The organism is Parasphingorhabdus sp. JC815 (genome assembly GCF_040717415.1).
In the GTDB taxonomy this organism is placed as follows: domain Bacteria; phylum Pseudomonadota; class Alphaproteobacteria; order Sphingomonadales; family Sphingomonadaceae; genus Parasphingorhabdus.
In genome coordinates this window covers 128,401-150,860 of sequence record NZ_JBFEFM010000006.1, presented here as the reverse complement: position 1 = coordinate 150,860, position 22,460 = coordinate 128,401, and the positions used below count along the sequence as shown (strand labels likewise).

The 22,460-nt window shown below is 50.2% G+C and carries 25 protein-coding genes; 6 read left to right on the top strand and 19 right to left on the bottom strand.

The genetic code is table 11. The annotated features are described in order from the left end of the window. Positions 1–115: 115 nt before the first annotated feature. A complete protein-coding gene (locus tag AB1K62_RS13520; protein ID WP_367004288.1) occupies positions 116–1,468 on the bottom strand; it encodes a sorbosone dehydrogenase family protein in 1,353 nt (450 codons plus the stop codon). 118 nt (positions 1,469–1,586) lie between these two features. Continuing rightward, positions 1,587–1,769: a hypothetical protein gene (locus AB1K62_RS13515; RefSeq protein ID WP_367004286.1), complete on the bottom strand. Its 183-nt coding sequence runs from the start codon at positions 1,767–1,769 to the stop codon at positions 1,587–1,589. Positions 1,770–2,008: 239 nt separating this feature from the next. Between AB1K62_RS13515 and AB1K62_RS13510 the strand changes: the two genes are divergently transcribed. Next, the gene (locus tag AB1K62_RS13510) at positions 2,009–2,218 is read left to right on the top strand and encodes a hypothetical protein (RefSeq protein ID WP_367004285.1); all 210 of its coding nucleotides are present in this window, start codon (positions 2,009–2,011) and stop codon (positions 2,216–2,218) included. 14 nt (positions 2,219–2,232) lie between these two features. Here the strand turns inward: AB1K62_RS13510 and AB1K62_RS13505 are convergent, their stop codons facing one another. The 4 genes from AB1K62_RS13505 to AB1K62_RS13490 form a co-directional block, all read right to left on the bottom strand. Continuing rightward, complete coding sequence (locus AB1K62_RS13505) at positions 2,233–2,949, bottom strand: DUF2807 domain-containing protein (RefSeq protein WP_367004283.1); 717 nt, start codon at positions 2,947–2,949, stop codon at positions 2,233–2,235. Then, on the bottom strand, positions 2,946–3,569 hold the full coding sequence (locus tag AB1K62_RS13500) for a class I SAM-dependent methyltransferase (RefSeq protein ID WP_367004282.1): 624 nt from the start codon (positions 3,567–3,569) through the stop codon (positions 2,946–2,948). Before AB1K62_RS13500 ends, AB1K62_RS13505 begins: the two co-directional genes overlap by 4 nt. Positions 3,570–3,706: 137 nt before the next feature. Beyond that, positions 3,707–4,447 (bottom strand): head GIN domain-containing protein, encoded by a 741-nt coding sequence (locus AB1K62_RS13495; RefSeq protein WP_367004281.1) that lies wholly within the window; start codon positions 4,445–4,447, stop codon positions 3,707–3,709. Positions 4,448–4,562: 115 nt separating this feature from the next. Next, on the bottom strand, positions 4,563–5,396 hold the full coding sequence (locus AB1K62_RS13490) for a universal stress protein (protein WP_367004280.1): 834 nt from the start codon (positions 5,394–5,396) through the stop codon (positions 4,563–4,565). Between the two features lie 247 nt (positions 5,397–5,643). Between AB1K62_RS13490 and AB1K62_RS13485 the strand changes: the two genes are divergently transcribed. Beyond that, positions 5,644–6,339, top strand: coding sequence for an endonuclease/exonuclease/phosphatase family protein (locus tag AB1K62_RS13485; protein WP_367004278.1), 696 nt, complete (start codon positions 5,644–5,646; stop codon positions 6,337–6,339). Between the two features lie 28 nt (positions 6,340–6,367). On the opposite strand, the gene AB1K62_RS13480 is transcribed toward AB1K62_RS13485, so the two are convergent. The 3 genes from AB1K62_RS13480 to AB1K62_RS13470 form a co-directional block, all read right to left on the bottom strand. Beyond that, entirely contained in the window at positions 6,368–6,571 is a 204-nt protein-coding gene (locus AB1K62_RS13480; protein WP_367004276.1) for a hypothetical protein, read from the bottom strand. A gap of 138 nt (positions 6,572–6,709) precedes the next feature. Beyond that, a complete protein-coding gene (locus AB1K62_RS13475; protein ID WP_367004274.1) occupies positions 6,710–7,519 on the bottom strand; it encodes a universal stress protein in 810 nt (269 codons plus the stop codon). A gap of 162 nt (positions 7,520–7,681) precedes the next feature. Further along, the gene (locus AB1K62_RS13470) at positions 7,682–8,482 is read right to left on the bottom strand and encodes a thioesterase family protein (protein ID WP_367004272.1); all 801 of its coding nucleotides are present in this window, start codon (positions 8,480–8,482) and stop codon (positions 7,682–7,684) included. Positions 8,483–8,630: 148 nt separating this feature from the next. Here AB1K62_RS13470 and AB1K62_RS13465 point away from each other — a divergent pair, with 148 nt between their 5' ends. Beyond that, positions 8,631–8,930 carry an integration host factor subunit alpha gene (locus tag AB1K62_RS13465; protein WP_367004270.1) on the top strand — a complete coding sequence of 100 codons (300 nt, stop codon included), beginning with the start codon at positions 8,631–8,633 and terminating at the stop codon, positions 8,928–8,930. Positions 8,931–8,947: 17 nt separating this feature from the next. Next, the gene (locus tag AB1K62_RS13460; protein WP_367004268.1) at positions 8,948–9,328 is read left to right on the top strand and encodes a MerR family transcriptional regulator; all 381 of its coding nucleotides are present in this window, start codon (positions 8,948–8,950) and stop codon (positions 9,326–9,328) included. Positions 9,329–9,565: 237 nt separating this feature from the next. Here AB1K62_RS13460 and AB1K62_RS13455 read toward each other — a convergent pair whose 3' ends face one another. The 3 genes from AB1K62_RS13455 to galE form a co-directional block, all read right to left on the bottom strand. After that, positions 9,566–10,207: an HAD family phosphatase gene (locus tag AB1K62_RS13455; protein ID WP_367004266.1), complete on the bottom strand. Its 642-nt coding sequence runs from the start codon at positions 10,205–10,207 to the stop codon at positions 9,566–9,568. 9 nt (positions 10,208–10,216) lie between these two features. Further along, positions 10,217–10,342 (bottom strand): type B 50S ribosomal protein L36, encoded by a 126-nt coding sequence (gene ykgO, locus AB1K62_RS13450; protein WP_367004264.1) that lies wholly within the window; start codon positions 10,340–10,342, stop codon positions 10,217–10,219. 130 nt (positions 10,343–10,472) lie between these two features. Continuing rightward, entirely contained in the window at positions 10,473–11,477 is a 1,005-nt protein-coding gene (gene galE / locus AB1K62_RS13445) for a UDP-glucose 4-epimerase GalE (RefSeq protein ID WP_367004263.1), read from the bottom strand. Between the two features lie 154 nt (positions 11,478–11,631). Between galE and AB1K62_RS13440 the strand changes: the two genes are divergently transcribed. Together AB1K62_RS13440 and AB1K62_RS13435 are read left to right on the top strand one after the other, a co-directional pair. Continuing rightward, positions 11,632–12,246 carry a DUF4136 domain-containing protein gene (locus tag AB1K62_RS13440; protein WP_367004261.1) on the top strand — a complete coding sequence of 205 codons (615 nt, stop codon included), beginning with the start codon at positions 11,632–11,634 and terminating at the stop codon, positions 12,244–12,246. Then, positions 12,243–13,367, top strand: a complete 1,125-nt coding sequence (locus AB1K62_RS13435) for a M14-type cytosolic carboxypeptidase (RefSeq protein WP_367004259.1) — start codon at positions 12,243–12,245, stop codon at positions 13,365–13,367. Before AB1K62_RS13440 ends, AB1K62_RS13435 begins: the two co-directional genes overlap by 4 nt. Positions 13,368–13,488: 121 nt before the next feature. Here the strand turns inward: AB1K62_RS13435 and AB1K62_RS13430 are convergent, their stop codons facing one another. The 7 genes from AB1K62_RS13430 to AB1K62_RS13400 all read right to left on the bottom strand — a co-directional run bounded on the left by AB1K62_RS13430 (position 13,489) and on the right by AB1K62_RS13400 (position 22,457). Next, on the bottom strand, positions 13,489–15,288 hold the full coding sequence (locus AB1K62_RS13430) for a heparinase II/III-family protein (protein ID WP_367004258.1): 1,800 nt from the start codon (positions 15,286–15,288) through the stop codon (positions 13,489–13,491). Further along, positions 15,285–17,429 carry a bi-domain-containing oxidoreductase gene (locus AB1K62_RS13425; RefSeq protein WP_367004257.1) on the bottom strand — a complete coding sequence of 715 codons (2,145 nt, stop codon included), beginning with the start codon at positions 17,427–17,429 and terminating at the stop codon, positions 15,285–15,287. Before AB1K62_RS13425 ends, AB1K62_RS13430 begins: the two co-directional genes overlap by 4 nt. A 162-nt stretch (positions 17,430–17,591) precedes the next feature. Beyond that, positions 17,592–18,578 (bottom strand): glycosyltransferase, encoded by a 987-nt coding sequence (locus tag AB1K62_RS13420; protein ID WP_367004256.1) that lies wholly within the window; start codon positions 18,576–18,578, stop codon positions 17,592–17,594. 20 nt (positions 18,579–18,598) lie between these two features. After that, positions 18,599–19,678, bottom strand: coding sequence for an EpsG family protein (locus tag AB1K62_RS13415; RefSeq protein WP_367004255.1), 1,080 nt, complete (start codon positions 19,676–19,678; stop codon positions 18,599–18,601). A gap of 72 nt (positions 19,679–19,750) precedes the next feature. After that, positions 19,751–20,962: a hypothetical protein gene (locus AB1K62_RS13410; RefSeq protein ID WP_367004253.1), complete on the bottom strand. Its 1,212-nt coding sequence runs from the start codon at positions 20,960–20,962 to the stop codon at positions 19,751–19,753. Between the two features lie 22 nt (positions 20,963–20,984). Continuing rightward, the gene (locus AB1K62_RS13405; protein WP_367004252.1) at positions 20,985–21,191 is read right to left on the bottom strand and encodes a hypothetical protein; all 207 of its coding nucleotides are present in this window, start codon (positions 21,189–21,191) and stop codon (positions 20,985–20,987) included. Positions 21,192–21,239: 48 nt separating this feature from the next. Then, positions 21,240–22,457: a glycosyltransferase family 4 protein gene (locus AB1K62_RS13400; protein ID WP_367004250.1), complete on the bottom strand. Its 1,218-nt coding sequence runs from the start codon at positions 22,455–22,457 to the stop codon at positions 21,240–21,242. Between the last annotated feature and the right edge of the window lie 3 nt (positions 22,458–22,460).

Here is a 22,460-nt window from a genome sequence, read left to right as displayed (position 1 = left end):
AGGCCGACAGCGCAAAACTATTCAAAACTGAGAAAGAGCCCTCATGCAAATAACTCTGTAACTTGCCGTGCAAATTACCACAGCAACATGATTGTAGGAAAGCGGTATATAGGCTTTATTCTTTCGCTTCGGACTTTCCCGATCCAGCTTTTGATACCCGCCAGATGATACCGCCGACATCATCACTGACCAGCAGCGCGCCGGTCTGGTCGAATGTGACCATGGTCGGACGACCGCGGGCATTTTTATCTTTATCGACAAACCCCTCCAATATGGTTTTGGGTTTGCCCTGTGGTTTTCCTTTTTCATCGAAATCGACATAGACGACATCATATCCCGATAATGGCTTGCGATTCCATGATCCGTGCCGGGCAATGACAGCGCCGCTGTCAAAAGGTGCGCCTAACGCCTGTCCATGGGAGAAAGCCAGACCCAAAGGCGCGACATGGGCGCCAAGGGCATAATCGGGACGGCGTTCATATTGGCGGTGATCCAGATTTTTCGGCTCCACCCGCGGATCGACATGCCCGCGCCAGAAGTGCCATGGCCAGCCATAATGCGAACCAAAAACCACTTCGGTCAGATAATCCGGCACCATGTCGCTGCCCAGCATGTCGCGTTCGTTAACAACCGTCCAGAGTTTGCCGGAAACCGGCTCATAAGCCAGGCCGACAGGATTTCGCAGGCCATCGGAAAAGACCATTTTTTCGTTGGTCGCCAATTCCACGCGCAGAACGGCGGCCCGTTCTTTTTCCTTGTCCATTCCATGTTCGGCGATGTTGCTGTTCGACCCGACGGCGACAAACAGATATTTGCCGTCCGGACTGGCGATAAGATTGCGGGTCCAGTGATTATTGGGTGCCATAGCATTGAGGTTGGCAACCTTGCGTCCCTCTGCGGTAATCTTTGTATCACCCTCGACATATGGGAATGCCAGAACCGCGTCGGTATTGGCGACATATAGAGTGTCCTCGACCAGCGCCATGCCGAACGGAGAGTTCAGATTTTCCAGAAATGCAAATTTTTCATCGACTGTGCCATCGCCGTCATTGTCGCGCAGCAAGCTGATCCGGTTGGCTGATGGCGTGCCCGCACCCGCCTTGTTCATCAGGTTACGCATGATCCAGCCTTCAATGCCTTTATTATCGCGTGGCGGACTGTTGGTTTCGGCAACCAATATATCGCCATTGGGCAAGCGGTACATGCTGCGCGGATGGTCCAGCCCCTCGGCAAAGCGTTCCACCATCAGGCCATCTGCTGCCACTGGTCCTTCGCCGGTGTTCCACGGTTCGGCCTCTGCCACATTGATCGTCGGGAAGTTTTCTTTCCTGACGTCAGTGATTGTCGGCTGGACACCGGTGGTTGCCTCTAAGGGCAAACGGGCTGTATCACCGCGGGTAAAATAATATCCTGCGCCAATAGCGATGACGATAATCAATATCGTTATATTGCGAATATGTTTCAGCATATATTAATAATAGATGCGGGCGGGGCGGATGACAAGCGCGCACTGTAGGAGGCTATGGTTTTACCATCCATAATCTGGTGGTTCGCAAACCATAAAGCGGCCCGGGCGGAATGAATTTTCAGCGGTCAAAATACCAGATTGCGAGAGCTATCAGGCCGCCAGCTGCCAATCCGCTGAGCAATCCGATCGTCGGCTGCCCCAATAATCCGCCACCGATAGTTCCGATAATACAACCTGCTGCAAGGAAAAATCCGCCTGCATTTTTGGTAGAGCTGCCATTTGGTTGCTGATTGTTCGTCATATTCATTCCCGTTAACGGTTCCTATCCGGATTACTCGCAGATTGACCCTCAGATTGCCTCCTCCAAATTGTCTCCCCAAATAGTCCCATGCCCTAATGCGCCTTGCCGGAACAGCCTTTTGATTAAAAAAGTTAAGTTTTATTCACCATCGCTTTTGACAAAATTATCATTCCTGTCGCTGTATTGAACCCTCTATGCAGCGGCCCTCAAAGGTCCGGTTTTCAGCACAGGAGCCTGTTTTGCAACCACCCGTATTTATAGACTCCACCGATTTTTCTGAAGCCGAGCAGCTAATCCGGAATTTTGGCACAGAGGCCGGACTGGAGGCTTCGATTCGAGCGGATAAAAGCCGCGCGTTGGGCAATCACCTGCATTACTGCAAATGGCGACAGGTCGAGCGTATCTGCGGGGTGCTATTTATCGACCATTCGTTCGGGACAGTGCACTAAACTCTCGCTCCGCTTTACCGCTTGGAGTCGCAGGTGATCTGCGCCGCTCCGCCGGTCTGGACGCTGCAATCGGGCTTGCCGTCAATCTGGATAATGCCAGTGCCGCTATTGGAAATATTGGCTTCCCTTTTCACAAAAACATGGCTGCTCGCCGGTCCGCGCTGGATGAGGTCAAGAGTATCCAGCGTCAAAGCGGAGCCGTCAAATATGCTGGAGCCAAGCAAGGTAATCCGGCCCTTGTTCGCCTGACCCGCCATGACAAGCTGTCCCCCGCCGTTCATCGTGATGGTGAGCGTATCACTATCGACATCATCAATCGTCAAAACACCAAATCCGCCTAGCCGCACGCGTGCATCACGGCCCCCCAGCTTGTCGAGTGAAACCGCGCCGGAACCGGAATGGGTAATAGATTTTACCACATGGCTGCTTAAGCGGACACTGACCGGCTCATCGGTGGAATAGCGGCTGTTTTTATCGGTGCGGGGTTTGACAGATATAATCAGCTGGCTACCGCTTTTGCGTAAGGAGACACGGTCCAATATCTCCCGGTTTGCGGCTTCTGCACTGGCCGATACACCGCGATCTGTTGTGATAGTAACATTGACGCTGCCGATAATGCGGACATCTTCAAAACTCGAGATCAGAAAGGTGCGCTCCGCCGCGTGCGCCGGTGACATCTGGATCAGCGCAATAGCGACCAAAATACCCAACAAGCTGAACAGTTTTTTCATAAAGGCCGCGCCTCTCCATATTCCATCCAGCCGAGCCAGCGGGGCGTTTTGGGGGTATAATGGCCGTGATTATCCTGCAAGGCGAAGCCCTCTTTGGTAAACAGGCTAGCGACGGGGCGGTGCAGGTGACAACCTCCGGCAATATGCTTCCACATAGGTTCAATCCGCCGTTGCCACTTTTCCGGCCCTTCATCAGGGGCACGGCCATGTTCCAGAAACAGGATTTTTCCGCCCGGCTTCAACACCCGCCGCATTTCTTTCAAAACCTGTTTACCATCTTGCACTGAACAAAGGGTAAAGGTGGTTAATAATGTATCAAAGCTGTTGTCGGCAAAGGGCATGGCTTCCCCGACGCCGTCCAATATATCCATGTCGAAACCCAGATTTGCGGCTTCCTTGCGGGTATAATCCAGCAGCTCGGCCGAAGGGTCAATGCCGGTCAGCTTGGTCACTTTTTCCCGGTCATAAAATTGCAGGTTGATCCCGCCGCCACAGCCCAGTTCGAGCACATGGCCCTGCGCTTTGGGGACTATCTTGCTGCGGTCCTTCATCACCGCTGGTTGCGAACAGGTAAATTTTATCAGTCGCGGAACGACATGTTTCTCCCAGAGATTAGGCATGAGCCATCTCCCTGATCCGGTATCCGTGATGCTTTCCCATGATCCCCACCTCTTGTTATTTTGCGCCAGGCTAGCAGAAGACAAATCATATAGGGAAGCGAAATCAAGGATTAAGCGTTACAACCCCACGCCAGAGGCTATCCACATGTTACCTCGCCCGATCCCATGGCTTTGGTTTTGCAGGTGGCGTCGCCATAAATCCGAACATCGCCCGAACCGATGATTTTGGCTTCCACTGCGCCGTCCGATGACAGGCTGATATTGCCGCTACCGGCGATTTTGATGGTTGCATCTTCGGTGGTCAGTGCTTTGCCGTTGATGTCTCCTGAACCGGCGATCGAGATTTTGGTGGTTTGCGCGGTGCCAGCAACAGATATGTCACCCGAACCGGCGACTTTGCTGTCGAGTGACGGGGTTTGCAGATCGGCAACTGTGATGTTGCCGGAGCCAGCAACGATCAAGGCAGTATCGTCGCCGCTCATTTTGTCTGCTTCAATATCGCCTGATCCTGCCAGCTTGATGCTGTTTAGCGAAGGCGCGCTGATATAGATTATCGCAGTGGAAGATGTGCTGGACCACAAGTCATCATTTTCGCGCCCGACCTTGATTTCTCCGCCGGTGATTTTGTAACGCAATTGTTCCAATGTATCGGCGTCCCCCTCCGCCCGGATTGTATATTCCGGTCCGGTGGTGAAGATAATATTATCCGGTCCTGCAAGCGTTACACCTTCAAATTTTCCCGGATTGACTTCAGCGGAACCCAATGGAGTGCCATCGGTAAAGCTGCTGTTTCCGGCATTGCCAACCGCTTCGGCTATAGACCCTTCACAGGCCGAAAGAGCAAGGAAAGGAATAAGCAATAAAAGTTTCTTCATCATAACGCCTCCACTGTGTATTGCTTGCTTAATACACTAATACATTGGCTATGACAAGTGGCTAAAGGGACGCCGGTTCAGACGGCCAATCGGGGCGCATTATGATGCGCGAGAAACGCTATTTCTGGGGCTGGCGCACCGCCAATATATCACAGGGCAAATAGGTAATCAGCGCGCGTGCCATGCTACCCATCCGGTTGGCGCGAAAACCGCTGGTGCCATGTGTGCCAACGACCGCAAGATCAGAGCGACGGTTCACTATGGCTTGCTGAACCACGCTGCAAGTTTCGCCATATTCGATCGTGAAACTCAGCTCTTCACGGGCTTTGTCAGAGAGGTTCAGTTCACTCAGGAATTTCTTCATATGCTCATGCTGTTCCGCGCGAAACTCTTCGGTGACAGAATCGGGATGGAGAAACCCCTCAAACGGCACATGGAAAGCGTTAATGATATGAGCGGGAATCTCTGGAAAAATGGCGCGGCCCTGCTCAAGCGCATAAGCCGAGGGTGACGACAGGTCACTGGCCGCGATCAACCTGTTATAGGCTGTTGTAGCCCGGTTTTTGGCGATTAAAATAGGGAGCGGACTATGTTGGATGACGCGTTCCAGCATGGTTCCCATAATCAGGTCGCCCAGGCTGTCAATCCGGGCCACGCCAGTAACAATCATTGCGGCATTATGCGCCTGGGCATTGTCGATAATATTGGAAACGACGTTCCCGCTTTCGATAATGATCTCGGCCTTCATATCCTGACTGGCAAGGTCCAGTTCGATATCTGCTGTAGCGGCGTCAATCGCCGCTTTGTCATGCGGGCCTTTTTCCATCACATGAAAGACGACCAGCTTTGCGTTGCGCGTCTTTGCAAGTTTAATAGCCCGGTCCATGGGGCGATCTGCGCGCGCGGTCAGGTCAGTGGCAAGAAATATAGTCTGTTCGGAAGTCGCTGACATGATATGATGGCTTTCTGGTCATAAAAGGGGAGTAGATTATAGTATATGCTTATTCTTCTAATATGTGTTTGACCTTAGTCAACAGAACCGCAAACATATGATTTTCGCCCGCTGGCTTACGAATAGCCGGATTCCATTTACCCAGATTACATTTACATAATCCGCGCTTCCTTCTAATTATTCCAAGCCCTTTCAAACCGAAACCGGCCCAAACATATATCGGTGCGTAATAATTACAGACTCTTTGATGCTGAAAATTGCCAGTTACAATATACATAAAGGCGTTGGCACCGACCGGCGGCGCAATCCCGGTCGTGTGATCGACGTGCTGAACGAACTGGATGCCGATATTATCGCGCTCCAAGAAGCGGATCGCCGTTTCGGGCCGCGTGCGGCGGCAATACCGCCTTTATTGCTTGAACAATATAGCGATTATCGTGCCACCCCTCTTGATGTTCAAACGGATTCCATGGGCTGGCATGGCAATGCGATATTGGCGCATAAGTCAGCGCAGATTACCGCCCATGATATATTGCACATCCCGTATCTGGAGCCGCGGGGCGCAGTGATGGCCCAGATTGAGGTCAAGGGTTTTGATGTGTCGGTATTTGGCATGCACCTTGATCTTTCCGGATTATGGCGGCGGCGTCAGGCCGGAGCGATAATGAAACTGGCGCAGCAATATGGTGCTGATACGCCCACTATATTGATGGGTGATCTGAACGAATGGAGTGCCTCTGGCGGATGTCTGAGCGTTTTCGCGCGCAGCTATAATTTTGTTGATTGCGGTCGCAGCTTCCACTCACGCGGGCCAATTGCCCGGCTCGACCGGATCATGCATTGCGACCGGTTAGCGGCTGTGGCTGGCGGCGTGCATGACAGTGCGGCAGCACGTAAGGCATCGGACCATCTTCCGGTTTGGGCGCAGCTCACCCGCGCATGAACCAGAATATCTGGTTCGCGGTCCTGTTTTAGACAATATCATCGGGTGCAGGATATTCCGGCGGTTGCCCGGGCGCTGGCTCGGGTGTCGGTGGCGGTGTTTCCGGCCCACCGGGATTATTCGCCGGACTTGGTTCAATCGGCGGTGCTTCGGGCGGGGACGCCGGAAAATCATCCGGCTTTTGCTGCGCTTTATAAAAATCCGGCGTGGCGCTATGGGATATTTCTATCATATAGACTCCTTTCGTCGCCATTCTAACGGTCAACAGGCGCTACTAAAACCCCAAGTCCCTGTTCATGATCAAACATTGGCCTCGTTTATTGCCTTGCCGTGATTTCAGGTGAAATATTCCATATCACCCGCAATCATTCTAGTGCGCGACAATCAGCGGTATCGGGCACTCGTTGAACAGACTGCGGGTCACGCCGCCGAACAGAAATTCACGAGCGCGGCTTTTGCCATAAGCGCCCATCACCATATAGCTGGCGTGTAGCGAATCGGAAGTTGACAACAGCACTTCCTGAACAGAGTTTTTCGCCGTCATACTGTGAACCTCCGAAGTGATGCCATGGCGGGACAGATATTCCGATGCCGCGAGCGGGGGCAGGTCATGGTCTTTGTTCTCTTCCACGGTCAGGATATGCACCGTTGCCGCCATTTGCAGCAGCGGCACGGCTGCGCGTAGCGCGTTTCCGGCTTCAAAGCTGCCATTCCATGCCACGGTGGCAACGCCCGCTGCGTCAAATTTCTTGACTGCATCTGGCTGAACCAGCGCCGGAACATGCGTATTGAACAGCACATCGCCCAACATGCCGATCGGCATACGGTTATCCTGATCATCACCGGCTGCGCTTAACACAATAAGATCTGATAGCGCGCTATTACGGGCCAGACCGCGGGCCGGATGGTTATTAACCTCGCTATAACTCCATGACACATCCTCGTCCGATAGTTTGTTTTCGATATCGGCGCGCAATTTTTGATCGGCTTCACGCGTGAGTTTTGCCACATCATAGACGACCGACATGCCGGTCACGCCGTCAAAGGCCATTTGCGGATGATAAGGATTGGCACGCAGGCATGTCAGATGCCCGTTGAACGCGCGGGTCAAATCCAAAGCGGCCTGTAATCTTGCCGGCAAGCCTGGATCATCATTTACATAGAGCAGCACAGATTTCATGATAATTCTCCTATATGCCCCCGTTTTAAGCTCTGTAATATCAGAAGCTCAACACAGCACCGCTATGTTACCGCTTTTTGCCTTTCTATATAAGGGTCTATAAAAGGCGTAAGAAGCGCCGTAATTCCGCGCCCGGATTAATCCTCCTTCATGCTTAATAGTTCATGCGTAATAAGCCACGCTTTGCATGCCGGTGGCGATCAACTCCCTGTCGCTGTTCCAGATGCTCATAAACTGGCTGCTTGCGCCATGATCGGCATGATGGGTTTGCGAGTCGATCAACCACCAGCCATCTGTGGTAGCGGGATGGTCAGCAATGATATTAACTTGCCAGTTCATCGAGCTGACCATCGCATTTTTGTCGAGCATCCCCATGATAGATGGCGGCAGGCTGTCTCCCATGCATAAAATCTCTGCTATGGGATCATTCAGATCGTCGCGGTCTTTTAACCGCATCCAGCGGGTCAGCCGGTTGGTTTTAATGCTGGTATCAATCCGCTTGCCGACAAATTCCATTTTGGATGTGAAAAACTGCTCCGGCCCGCTGTGCAAAGCCTCATCCGTGGGCAAGGGCGGGAAATCGGGCTGTGCCATTTCGTGAGTTTTGACCTCTGTATCCCGCTCGCTTGCAAAGATGAAATTACAGTGCAGGCCCAATCCTTTGTCACCGAAAAGCTCGGACTGGACAAAGGCAGTGCTGCGCCCGCGCCGCAACATTTTTGTTTGCGCGGTCAATGCGCCGAATAACGGTCCGGTAAAGGCAATCTGTGCCGAACGCAGTCCGGGCAAATCATCCTCAATATGGTTGGCCGCATGATAGGCCAGCGCCGCCGACAGCCCGCCAAAAGCGGTTCGTCCCTGGGTCCAGCCTTGCGGCAAGCTGATAGGATTGGCCTCTCCCCCCGGTCCGCACTGGTTTAGAAGCTGGGCTAGGTTTACCGATTTATCGGTATTTTTTGTCATTTGATCGTTCATCCAAACGGCCTATCGCGGGAAATGAACAAAATCCACTATTAGATTGATGCCGAGATTTACTTATTTAACAACTTCGGCTATAGGAAGATTAGTATTTTCAATCTCTTACTCAATCTCTTACCAGGGGATATTTCATATGGGTTACAGTGATACTCTTACCCGCGCCGACCTTTCTGATAGTATGAATCGTCAGATAGGTTTGTCGCGTGCCGATAGCGCCGTAATGGTGGAATCCATCCTCGATCATATGATCAATGCTTTGATTGCTGGTGAAAATGTAAAAATTTCCGGTTTCGGAACCTTTGTGCTGCGCGACAAGGGAGAGCGCACGGGCCGCAATCCCAAAACCGGTGTCGAGGTTCCGATTGCTCCGCGCCGCGTGCTGACATTCCGCGCCAGCCAAACCATGCGTGACCGCATTATTGCGGCTGGATAGTTTGAATCGAGCAACAAATGACCAAAGACCTTGGGGCGTTCCGGACTATAGGAGAGCTTTCCAAAGAGCTGAACATCAAGCCGCATATCTTACGCTATTGGGAGGAGCAGTTTGGCATGCTTCGGCCCTTGAAGCGTGCTGGCTCGCGCAGGCATTACCGGCCCGGCGATGTCGAAATGGTCAAGACGATCAACCGCTTGCTCAACGAAGAAGGCTATACGATCAAAGGCGCGCGCAAATTTCTGGCATCGCGCCAGAAACAGCCTGCCGTCAATGCGTCACAAGATGAGCAGCCGCCATTGAAAGCAGAGAATCCGGGCGTAGATAATAGTTTGATACTCAAAGAGTTAAAAATAATCCGTGACCAATTATCGAATGCGTTGAGCAAGGCTGGCTGATTGCTGGTTAATATGGGTCATTGGGTTTCTGTGGTAGTCATCAGTTCATGCCGTGTCACACCATAGGTCATGTAATTCCGTCATCCTGAACTTGTTTCAGGATCTATTTTCAGGTTCAGGGCTGATCTCTCGATAGATGCTGAAACAAGTTCAGCATGACGATTAGGGTGACAGTATCTTATGGAAACCATGTTAGTTCCAGATGATTAAGAGAGTGAGCCATTGTCTGGCGGAGAGTTATCCTAATAATCCCAAAGCTACTAGCTCCCGCTCCAATGCCTGTGCATCTTGAAAATGATGTCCTTTGATCCCTAGTTTTTCACCGGCTTCGATATTATCCAGCCGGTCATCAATGAACAGACATTGCCCGGCGGCCACATCAAAGCGTTCCAGCGCCAGCCGGTATATAGCGGGGTCAGGCTTTGCCAGTTTCTCTTCTCCGGAGATGACAATATCGGAAAAATAATCGAACACCGGCTTGTCGACGCGAAAATTCGGCCAGAATTCGGCGGAAAAATTGGATATGGCGAACAAGGCAATATTGGCGTCATGCAGGCGCTCTATCAGCGCGGGAACACCGTCTATTTCGCCGGGGTTGGTTTCGTTAAACCGGGGATGGAAAACCCTGATAAGATCCGCATAATCCGGAAACTCGGCGATCAGCTCCTTGCTGGTATCGGCAAAAGCGCGTCCGGCGTCATGTTGAAAATGCCATTCGGGCGTGATGACATTTTCCAGAAACCAGTCGAGTTCCTGTGCGTCATCGATCAGCTTTTCATAAAGAAAGCGAATGTCCCACCGGGAAATTACATTCCCGATGTCAAATATTACAGTGTCAATGCCTAATGGAGCAGACGCTTGAGAACAGGCGACTGCCACGAAACACGCTTAGCCCTGACGAGCTTTGAACCGGCGATTCGTTTTGTTGATCACATAAGTGCGGCCATGACGACGGATCACGCGGCAGTCACGGTGACGGTTTTTAAGCGACTTTAAAGAGTTGCGGATCTTCATTTTGGTATCACACCTTAATGTTTGAATTATACTATTTGAATGTCTTGAAAACAGCCAAGGCCGCACGCAGCCCGACATAATCAAGTGGGCAGTTAGGGTTATGCCTCGCCAAAGTCAAGTATTGGGGGCGTCATTCTATGCGAATGTCGCCCAATTTACGCTCCCAGGCTAGTGCATGTGCAACAATTTTATCCAAATCGGCATTTTGCGGCTGCCAGGGGAAGCGTTTCATGATCGCGCGATTGTCCGAAATCAGCGAATCGGGATCGCCCGCTCGCCGACCTTCTAGTTTGCGGGAGATTTTCTGGTTCGTTACCCGGTCCACGGCGTCAAGCACTTCCAGCACGGAAAAACCCCGCCCATAGCCGCAATTGAGCAAGTGATTGCGCTCAGGCTCGGCAACGAGGGCTTCAAGCGCATGGACATGAGCCGCGGCCAGATCGGAGACATGGATATAGTCCCGCACGCCTGTGCCATCGGGCGTGTCATAGTCGGTGCCAAATATGGCCACGCTATCGCGCTTGCCCAATGCGGCCTCTACTGCGACCTTTATCAGATGCGTTGCGCCCGCGGTCGATTGGCCGGTGCGCCCGCCCGGGTCGGCCCCTGCCACGTTGAAATAGCGCAAGGCACAAAAATTAAGATCATGCGCCGCCGACACATCGCGGAGCATATATTCGGTCATTAATTTGGACATGCCATAGGGGTTGATCGGCACTTGCGCTGTGTCCTCTGTCACAGGGCTTTCCTCCGGTATGCCATAGGTTGCGGCGGTGGAGGAAAAGATGAAATGTTTTATGCCATTTGCCACGGCGGATTCGATCAGGCTGCGGCTTTTCGCAGTGTTATTATCATAATATTTCAGCGGATTCTCGACAGATTCCGGAACCACAACCGATCCGGCAAAATGCATTATAGCGCCGATATTCTGCTTTTTGGCAATTTTGGCAATAAGAGTGCTATCCTCGACATTGCCTTTATAAAAGGGCACATCATCGGGCACGGCCCAGCGGAATCCGGTCGTAAGATTATCAATCACGGCCACCGGCCATCCGGTATCTTTAAGCGCCCATACTGCGTGGCTGCCAATATAGCCGGCGCCGCCCGTGACTAATATAGTGAAACGATCCGGCATAATGTCTCCTCAAGAATCTGATATTATCGTGTCAGCTTTCATATCCGGCGAAAGTCACTCATCGGTTAACCATAAGGCCATATAGATATAATTATTTATCCGCTTGTCCCGGGATTTCGGCTAGGGATAATATATAGTAAGGAGTTGGAATATCATGTCTACGCAAAAGCTACGCTGGAAACTATCCGGCATTGCGCTATTATCCATGATGATAAGTGCCTGTGTCGCATCAACGCCGCCGGTTAATGTCACTCGCTTCCATAATGCCCAAGCCTCTCCAATCGCCGTCGGGACCATCACGATTACATCCCCCGGTGATGCCGAGACCGGCACGATATTGGAACATGGCACCTATGCCGCTGCGGTTCGCCGGGAATTACAGCGGGTGGGCTATACCGAGCCGGTCGATGACAGTAAGAACAGCGAATATATCGCGCGCCTGACGGTCCAGCAAAGCCGTATCACGGCCAATGGCGCACGTTCTCCGGTATCGGTCGGGGTCGGCGGAAGCACCGGCAGCTATGGATCGGGTGTCGGCCTGGGCATCGGTATTAACCTGAGCGGCAAGCCCAAGGATAAAATAGCTACCGAAATGGCGGTCCGCATTACTCGCCGCGCTGATAATCAGGCAGTCTGGGAAGGCCGGTCATGGGTAGAGGCCAAGGACGGTTCACCGGCATCACAACCGGGTCTGGCGGCATCAAAATTGGCTGAAGCGTTATTCAGGGACTTCCCCGGAGAGTCCGGAACCACTATTACGGTTCCATGAGCATCCAGATCACCGCCGCTTTTGATAGCGGGAACATCGCCGTCCATAGCATTTCCGGCACTAAAGCCGACCTGTCGATTCGCAAGGATAAAGACAGCGACTTTTTCCAATGGTTCCATTTTCGCGTCACCTGTGAGATTGGCGATACACTCGAACTGAATATCAGCGGGCTAAAAGACTCTGCTTATCCTCAGGGGTGGCCGGGCTATAACGCCTGTGTCAGCGAAGACCGCGAATATTGGGGCCGCGCCGACAGCCGCTATGATGAAGACAAGGGCATATTGTCCATCCGCTATACCGCCGCCAGCAATATCGTCTGGTTCGCTTATTTTGCGCCTTATAGCATAGACCGCCATCATGACCTGATCGCGGAAGTGGCATCGGTTGAGGGGATTACATGCCGCACGTTAGGCCATTCGCTTGAGGGGCAACCGATAGATTGCATCGAAATGGGTGAGGGCGCTACACAGGTGTGGCTCTATGGCCGTCAGCATCCCGGCGAAAGCATGGCCGAATGGTGGATGGAAGGCGCGCTGGAAATGCTGGCCGATCCCGCTGAGCCGCATGCCCGTGCCTTGCTGCAAAAATGCCGGTTTCACATCGTACCCAATATGAACCCTGATGGATCATATCGCGGGCATTTACGCACCAACTATGCTGGCACAAACCTGAACCGCGAATGGCACGAACCAAGCGCACAGAAAAGTCCCGAAGTCCTGTGCGTTCGTAATGCCATGGACGAAAGCGGCGTTGACTTTGCCATGGATGTCCACGGCGATGAAGCCATTCCCGCCGTGTTTATCGCCGGTTTTGAAGGCATCCCGAGCTGGACCGAGGAGCAGGGTCGCAAATATAACAGCTACCGCAACCGTCTTGCCGCGCGCACACCGGATTTCCAGACCGAGCTGGGCTATCCCACTGCAAGCGCAGGCAAAGCTAATCTCTCGATGTCCACGAACCAGATAGCCGAACGCTTCGGCGCGGTGGCGATGACATTGGAAATGCCCTTTAAGGACAACCGCGATTTACCGGACGATGAGCAGGGCTGGTCTCCGGAACGCTGTAAACTGCTGGCAAGAGAGTGTCTGGCGACGCTGCTTGAACTTCTGGATGAGGGGTAGGGGGGCATTTTTTCTTCCCCAATGTAATTGCGCCTTGTGCTAAATTTGAAGTTAGTTTCCTTAATAAAGGACACATCCTTTTATCAAATTCATGATTGGGCGAAATAGGCCCAGATTGTGTCTAGAACTTTAGATATGTTGTGAAAGTATCTTCGTTTGAAAGAATACCCGTATAAACCGAAATAGGTTCTTTTGATTGATAGTATAGTGAAGATAGGCCATTTTCCGTGACATATTCTATAACTGGTGAATTTGTGGATATTCGGACAGCAGGGTCATTTGCTCTCCAACGTATTTGGGCTGTATGAAATTGTCCTGCTATTGTATCAGTAACAGCAACGCCATCACTCGTAAAAGTTACCGTCCGGATATGTTTGATGCCTTTATAATCGGTGTAACTACCTGTAATTGAAGGCGCACCAAGATTATCTCCAATGTGTATCTCTTCACGCTGTAACCACTCGCCATAAAGAAAGCGCCCTACACGGGGCATTTGGTCACGATCATCAAATTCAATTGTATTATGCGCGGCAGTGGAAGGGAAATATTCCCATCCGGTGTTAGCATAGCTGTAAGTACCAGCATCACAGAGCAGATTTAAGCTCCCGCGCCAGATATCTAGGTGCAGTGCATCAGCCTGATGTGGGCGATATTTTGTACCGGGAAGCCGCATGTATATGCGCCAATCACCACTGCTAATTACAGCGATTGCGCTATCGGAAAATAATCGAACCGGCGGAACAGTTTCCAATCCTATTGACGTCTCAGGTTCAATATTAAGCCATTGCAATAAGCTGCTCGCACTAACAGTTTCAGCAAAGGCGGTTTGTCCTTCGAAAAGCGTTGAAGCCAGCGCGCAGCTTGGTCGAAAATCGCGGGAGTGAGAGGGGCCAATAGGCAATAGCCACGCTCCGTCATTAGAACCCATGTTAGGGACATCACCCTTTGTGGGCTCTGTAAAAAAACGCAGCCATTCACTGGCAGCAGCGGCCTTGTCGTTAAATATAGTGCTAAATTCAGTAGCATCGAATTTGCGCCGCACAAGTTCCATGACCGAAAGGCTATCCAGCATGAGCCGGTGGTAAACATGCGAATATTGCGAAAAACCCCCATCGTCAAATATCAGTGCTTTTACCCTGTTTTCGGCGAGAGCCCGGCCCGTTTCCATATATTTTCGGGCTTCTGTGCGTCGATTTTCGTCGGTGCAGCTGCGCGATATCCAGAGTCCTCCGACATAGAGGGCCATAGCTTCCGAAGTCGCGTGATTATTATCCTGACCGCGCGCGTAAGCCACAGTGGGCGCTATGCGCCGAAGGTGTAGCAGCAGCAAAGATTCAAGCGGTGCCAGCAGTATTTGTTCATTGCCAAGCAAAATTGCTGCAAGGACCAGATGCGCTGTGCGAATACTTGCTTCCTGACCGCAGATCCAGTTGGGTCCGTTATAAGCGGGGTTCTGTTCGGTCCAGTCGGTCAGCCACCGGTTTAGTTTTTCGAGTGCTCCTACCTTGCCAAGTGCCGCATTTTGCGCGAAGGTCATCACCCAATCAAACCGAGAGGCTTCCCAAACAGTCTTGATATCACCGGTTTGCGATGAAAATACCCTGACCTTGTCCCAGCGTAGATTTACATCCTGCATCCGCGCGCCCGTAATAATATTGGCATGCCAATCGGGCGGATCATCACTTGGACCTGCACAAGGCTTGCCAAAAGCCCATGCCCTGCCCTGCCACACGGGAGTTGGTGGAGGCAGTGGACCGGATCTGGCGGAGGTAGGGAAAAAGTCGCCCGTAGCCAATGGTATCGGTATGATTTTAAGCACAGGGTGCAAACCGGTCTTTAAACCTATTCTATAAAGACCGACATCCAACAAGCTGCGCCAGCCAAGCCGCGCAAAAGCCCGGACTTTGGTATATAGATTCACTGTTGCTCCCGGAGTATCTCGGCCACCGTAATAGTGGCCTCAGCGACCTCGAATATTTCATCAGGAGAAATGGGGCTGGGCGTGCCATTGCAAATCGCTTGGTAGAACAGGTTTATACAAGTCTCTTGTCCTTTGTCCTGCCTTAACCCGCTTTGTTTTCGAAAGCCAGGCCAGCCAAAACCACGCAGGCTTTTGAAATTGTCGATCTGAAGCGTTCCGGAATTGGCAAAAACCTCAATTCGTTCTTTCGGAAAGCTGGCAGCGCCATTAGCCAGATAATGGATAGAACCATGTGACCCGTCTGCAAAGCGGAGCAGGATGATGGCTTTGTCTTCGGTAATTGTCTCGACACTGTTTTCACCCATCTTCTGGGCTTTGATTTCAACTATTTCATGGCCGGAGAGAAAGCGCATCAAGTCAATATGATGACAAGCCTCGCCGATAATCCGGCCACCACCGATGTCTTGGTCCTGAACCCAGACATCGGCAGGGATGGCGCCGGCGTTCATCGTCATGATGAAGGATTTGGGGCCATTGACCTTATCAAGTAGCGACTTCATTTTTACGGTATAAGGAGAATAACGCCGGTTATAGCCAACCATCAAACGGGCTGTTCCTCCTTCTGCAATCTGTTTCTCATAAGCAGAACGGACCAGATCAAGTTGCGCCCGGTCAATCGCCAGCGGCTTTTCAACAAACACACTTTTTCCAGCATCAAGCAAGCGTGCGGTAATTGATGCGTGCGTGTTGTGCTGCGTTGCAACGACGGCCGCAGGAATTTCTGCATCATTAAGGATTTGATCAATATCCGTTCCGGCTTCTGCAACATCGAAACGTTTGGCTGTTATTGCACCGCTAAGACCGCCCGATGTCACGATTGGCCCTACATTAGCACCTATTTTTTTGAGCGCCGGCATCAAAATTCTTGATGAGTAATTTCCGGCCCCAATCATGGCTATGCGTGGTTTGGCGATACCACTGCTTTTATTTCCTGCCCCAAATGTTACCGTGCGGCTGGCCCGTGTTTCGGGCGCACTTTCATATTTAAGGACCACGCCAAGCAGCCCCTTTTCATTTGTCAGATCCTGAAACGCGCCGGGTGCCTCCTCGAAAGGAACTGTCTTGCTGATCATGGCAGAGACATCAATTTTTCCCGCAGACATCAAGTCAAGAATGGCCTCGAAGTTGCGTTGCTCTGTCCAGCGCACGAACCCGATTGGATAGTCCTGTCCGTTATCTTCATAATTGCTGTCATAACGTCCGGGACCGTAAGAGCAGGAAACCTGAAAGCTCAGCTCCTTTTCATAAAAATCATCGCGCGATAAATTCAGGCCAGTTACTCCAACCAGCACTATGCGGCCCCGCTTGCGGCACATCTGCGCAGCATGGCGCACGGGATCATCCGATTTGGTGGATGCCGTGATCAGGACGGCATCGACGCCGCGTCCGGCACTAAATGCCATTCCCGCGCTAACGGGATCAGCGCCGTCGGACAGATTGCATATTTCGGCTCCCCAGCTTTGCGCCAAAGCCAGTTTTGCGCCATCGAAATCAATTGCCAGCACCCTGCAACCGTTTGCCAGCAATATCTGAATTGTCATCAGCCCGATGAGGCCTGCGCCCATGACCACGACGGACTCGCCGATTGTTGGTTGAGCCAGCCGCACACCTTGCAATCCTATACTGCCTACGACAGTGAAAGCGGCATATTCATCCGGAACATTATCCGGAATTTTGGCGCATAGATTTTGCGGCACTCGCACGGTCTCGGCATGTGGCCCATTGGACAACACGCGGTCACCAACAGCAAAGCCGCGTGTCGCAGATCCGGCTTCGGCGACAACCCCGACATTGGAATAGCCGAGCGGGATCGGTTGTGCGAGTTTTGAACGCACAGCCTCAACCGTGGTTATCAGCCCGTCGGTGCGAACTTTGTTCAGCACTTGCGCGACCTTGTCGGGTTGTTGCCGCGCCTTGCTAAGCAATGATGCCTTGCCGAAATCAACCAGCATGCGTTCTGTCCCGACCGAGATCAGCGAGCATTTTGTATCAATTATCAGACTGCCCGAACCGGCGGCGGGCCGCGGTGAATCGATAAGCTGCGTTTCGCCGGAAGATAGGTCCTGGATGATTTGTTTCATGGGCTTGGTTATTAGATTGATGCGCCAGTCACGTCCACCCGATTAAACCAATACCTAAGGATATATTTTACAATTTATTGATAGTGAGAGGGGCGCTCAAACGGGACTAGTTTATCAAGGATTTTGGTTGTTGGATCACATTAATAATATTCTGTTTTAAAGCTAACGCTTAATAGTTAAGGACATCGCATTCTGTAGAGCTGTTACATCATTGAGATTGAACAAAACACATCCTTTTGCTCGCGGAACCACATCGCTTGCTATTACGGAGCAATTTAAAGCCAAAGCTTCTCCAATTGATACGCTCCAACCGTCAGTTTGTGTTGGGCGTAAATAAGCATCGATAGTTTTGAATAATGGCCAAAGTGGTTTTTGCCCTTCTTCCCACAAGACATGATCGCTTAGATTAAGCGTCGTGATTAAAGATTTAGCATTTTGATAAACGGTTGTCTGAACCGGATCAGCTATGAATAGCACGAGCTTTGCTTTCAGCCCTTTGTCGAGTAGTGCTCGCATTGCGTGTAATGCGAGATCAAAACCATAAAGGTCACGCCCATTCTCATCAACTAGCCGATAGGCAGATATAGCAAATATAAGTTCTTCGCTATCCCTTCGCAGAAGTGAGCGAAGACCGGGCGAATATTGCGAAACAGCGCTTTTATATTCCGATGGATCGGGAGCTATAAAAGGATTTATAATAGTCAATTTAGTAGAGAGACCAGCTTGCGCATAATTATTTCGCAAATGCGGCGCCACAAGCCAAATACGATCAAACTGGTTCAGCAACCGTTTGGTAAACCTCCATCTTAAATTGGCTTTCACACCAGTTTTAGAGCTGGCTTCGGCTAGCTTTCTACTATGGTTATGGTCGACAATAATTTTGCGCGAGCAGGGGAAGAATAGAAATACAGCTAATAGCAAGGGCAGACGCATGGAATTGATTATCACTATCTCAGGTCTTTGTGTTGCAACTGACAAGAACCGTAAAGCTGCTAGTGGTGAGTTTGGGTATGCTTGGCGAACGTTAACGCCACGCGCTCTTTGTCTGCCAACAAAACGGCTAATAAAAACTGTGACGCCACCTAATGGAGGGGGGGACGGCCCTATAACCAACCATGATATCTTACTGCTGGCATCGGTGTTATTCATTTTCTAACTCTGTTTATCAATTAATAAAGACCGAGACTGCCCATTATCTCAGTAAAATTATAAAGATCCGGAAATAGAAAAGGTAGCACAATAAACATTGGTATGAGCACTAAAGACCCAATTCTTGGACTAAGCAGAAATGCCGTTGTGGCAAGCACATAACTGAATAGAAAATAATCTGATGCTCTGGCAATTCTACCGGCAATGTGGGCGTTATTAATAAAAGCGATATTGATCAGCATTGAAAATACCGTGAGCATGATCAACACTGTCCCTATTTTTTGGAAATCCGGGTTCTTTCGACAAAACCACATAAATAACGGGTATACAAATATTGAGAGTAGGCCACTTGTTCTGAATGCAGTTTCCGAACTCTCCAAATAATGAAGTTTAGAAGTGAGGATAGCAGCTGTTGGTATAAAATCGAGTATAGAGACTACATATTCTGCATTAAGATACGCTATTATTAAAAATAAACCTGATATAGCTAAAATCGTGCTTATTTTATACCTTACTAAAATATATCTTTTCAAAAAGTAAAATAGAGAGAAAATAAATATTATCACCGCATATTGGGAGTGTATCATCAAAGCGATGAAAAACAGGAATATACCCAATATTTCTCGGCGCTTCTCCAGATAGGCAATACCCAGAAAACAAAGTGCTAATGGTAATGCGGACCTCGGTGACCAGAACATAATTGTAACAAAGGATATCGGCACCATTACTGCGACCATCAATCCAATTTTATCTTTATCGATTTTCAAAACGGTAAGAGATTTGACAATCAACGCGAGGCACAAAAGAAAATTAACTACTAGAAACCAACGATAATTGGGCAATAAATAGTGCAAGAGGCCTGTGTATGTGAACCAGCCCGCTTCAGCCGTCAGTTCTGACCCTGACCGAAAGAATAGCGGTGCGCTTGTGTCAAAATACACAGTTTCATAGGCATTTTGATAATATATAAAATCCGCCCCCGTATCCGGCAGAAAAAGAAGGAAGAAGGGGAAGGTTAAAGCAATTAGAAATATAATCCGCCGGCCCAGAACAGGGAACAGGCCGAATAGCAAAAGATTGTAGAGATAATAAATATGCATAGCGGGCCGATATTATTGCGCGGGTTTCAAGTCAGATAGTAGGAGTGTTTGTGCTTGTCGGGTTCTGTCATGTCAGGTCGCTGGCACCCGGCGATAAAAGCTGACGGTTACGATAAACGAAAGCGTAACTAAAGAAAGCCCGCAAATTATCGAAGCCGTCCGATCATCAACGCCCACTATCAGCATGGATAAAAATGCTATGCTTATAAACACCAGAGCCAAAATCGGAGCGAAGGCGTCAGAAATTCTGCCGGACTGGACACTGTCGATGAATGCAAAATTGATTGTGAAACCAGCTATAGAGCGCAAGATCAGCACAGCCCAGACATAGATACTTACCGATGCAGGAACTATGGTAAAATATTTCAATGCCGGAAAAATAATGACAAGCGAAAGTGCAAGCGGGATTGCAAGCATGAAAACCCGGCTTGCATAGGCCTTCGCGCCATCTACCCAAGCCATATTCTGATAGATTTTCTTGCGTCCCAAGTCGAGCATTATGTTAAGAAAAGTCTGGATAGCAATGGCATAGGATAGCGCGAGCAGATAATCGGCCGACGCCGCTGGATTTTTTATTGGAACATAACCCAGTATCAATCTGTCGATCATGATTGATAGCGTCATCGCTATTGTAAAGAACAGCATCTTTCCACCTTTGGCGGAGAAAATTTGCTTGATCATGAATGAGAGGCTGTCCGCGAAGCGATGCATCCCTCCCAGTAAAGTCAGTAAATACGCGCGGGAAGTCGGAACGATCAGCGCAACTGTGACAGATATTAAGCTCGGCCCGATCAGTCGTGCGGATAGCGATGGCCAATTGGTGAAATATTGAAAAGTTACAAACAATAACTCAAGCAATGCAAATGCTGCCGGAATCGCAAGGGCGACGTTCAGGCTGCGATCGAATATAACCTGACCATACATATACCGTTCGGCAATCTTAAAGCTGGCAAAAATAAGCGAAAAGCAGCCTATGAGAATGAATATTGAAAAATCCAGTCCATTAGTCATTCCATAAACTGAGAGGAGGGTGATCGTAAGAAACGCAGAAACGGTACATGTCGAATATACTGCTACGATAAAAATATCGCGGGAATTCTCGGCCCAGAACACACGGTGTATTGGAGAAGACAAGGCTGTGCTCATCGCCAATATAAACAGAATATAGTTCAGTAGAGCAAAATCCGGAGCGGACAAAAAATCATAGGTGAGCTTGATACTGAGCAGCGCAAAAGCTGCCGCAGCGGCACGCGTAACAAATGGCAATACATGACTGATCAGCATGATGCGTGAGCCAAGTATTTAATTATTGTTTTGCCAAAAAATGGAATGTGGCATAAAATTCATAGGAGCCTTCACCGCTATTACCGCCTTTTTCATACCGTTCGCGCCAATATTGATCCGAACTGGAGAATGCGACATTTAAACGCTGGCGTTTCGCGACAGAACTCAGCTTCATCAAAACAGGGGAGCGCCTGACAGTCCGTGCTGCAAAATGAATGAATCTATTCATCAGTGGAGAGGCCATTATTCCAAACTTTCGGTCGTTGGAGGGAAATATTCAGGATTCTAAGAGATGCTTACTAAATTTAGCAAAGAGATAATCGCGGTTAAATTGATCGGCGGCAACTATTCTGGCTTGTGCTCCCATTGTCTTGCGATCAACCTTATTTGTGTTCGCCAATTTAGTTAAACCCGCAGCAAACAATTCCGGATTTGCAGCAGGGATAGCGATGCCGCAAGCATGTTTTTCGACTATATCGGCAACCCAACCCGGATAATTAGTCAATACCGGCAATCCAGCCGCCAGATAATCGAAAAACTTGTTCGGCGATGTTCCGTAATAAAACGCTGGTACATTGGCGAGTATTTGTAATCCAACATCAGCAGAAGCCATTAATCCAGCTAATCGGGCTTTGGGTACGGGATCATGGAATATCACGATAGTTTCCAAGCCCTCTTTTTTTACACGTTCCATGAGGGACGCCTTCTCTGCCCCATCTCCAACAAGCACAATTTTTAGGCCCTTTGTCCCGCGAGCGCGCAATATGGCGGCCGCGTCTATTACGGCTCCAAGGCCGTTGGCCTTCCCGTGTGTCCCGGTAAATACCGCCATGAAGTCACTATCACTAACCCCTTCCGGCCGCCACTGCTCGGCATCAGCGGCAAATAAGTCCATATCACAGCCGTTGGGGACAAGCGCAATTTTGGTACAATCCGGGACATTGCGTGCGATTCCGTCCACGATGCCTGGACTAAGTCCAATCAGGCGATCAGCAGATTTATAGCTGACCCACTCCAGTGCGCCCATAGCCCATAACACTAATGGATTAGTAATAACGCCCATCGCACGGGGTAGCTCCGGCCAAAGGTCACGTACCTCAAAGACAAAAGGTTTACGCCTTATCCATTTGGCAAAGAGACCGGGAATAGCTGCCGTCAGTGGGGTACTCGTTGCAAATACAATATCGGCCGGTTCACGTAGTGCGACACCGATACTACGAAGCGCAAATTTCATGAACAAAAAGCTACGTTTCAGAAATCTGTCTTTGTTGCCATAGGGCAGATTAAATTCGATGACATCAATTCCATCCACAAAACCGCGCCGCTTGCCCCTGACAAAAGGCGAATCAACACCAGTTTTGCTATTGCTGTTGCTGCCACAAATCATCGTTACTTGGTGCCCGGTAGCCAGCAAACGACGGGCCATTTCGTATGAACGCGTGCCACCCGAACCTGCCGGAGTGGAAAAATGCTGATGAAAATAGAGTATCTTCACGTG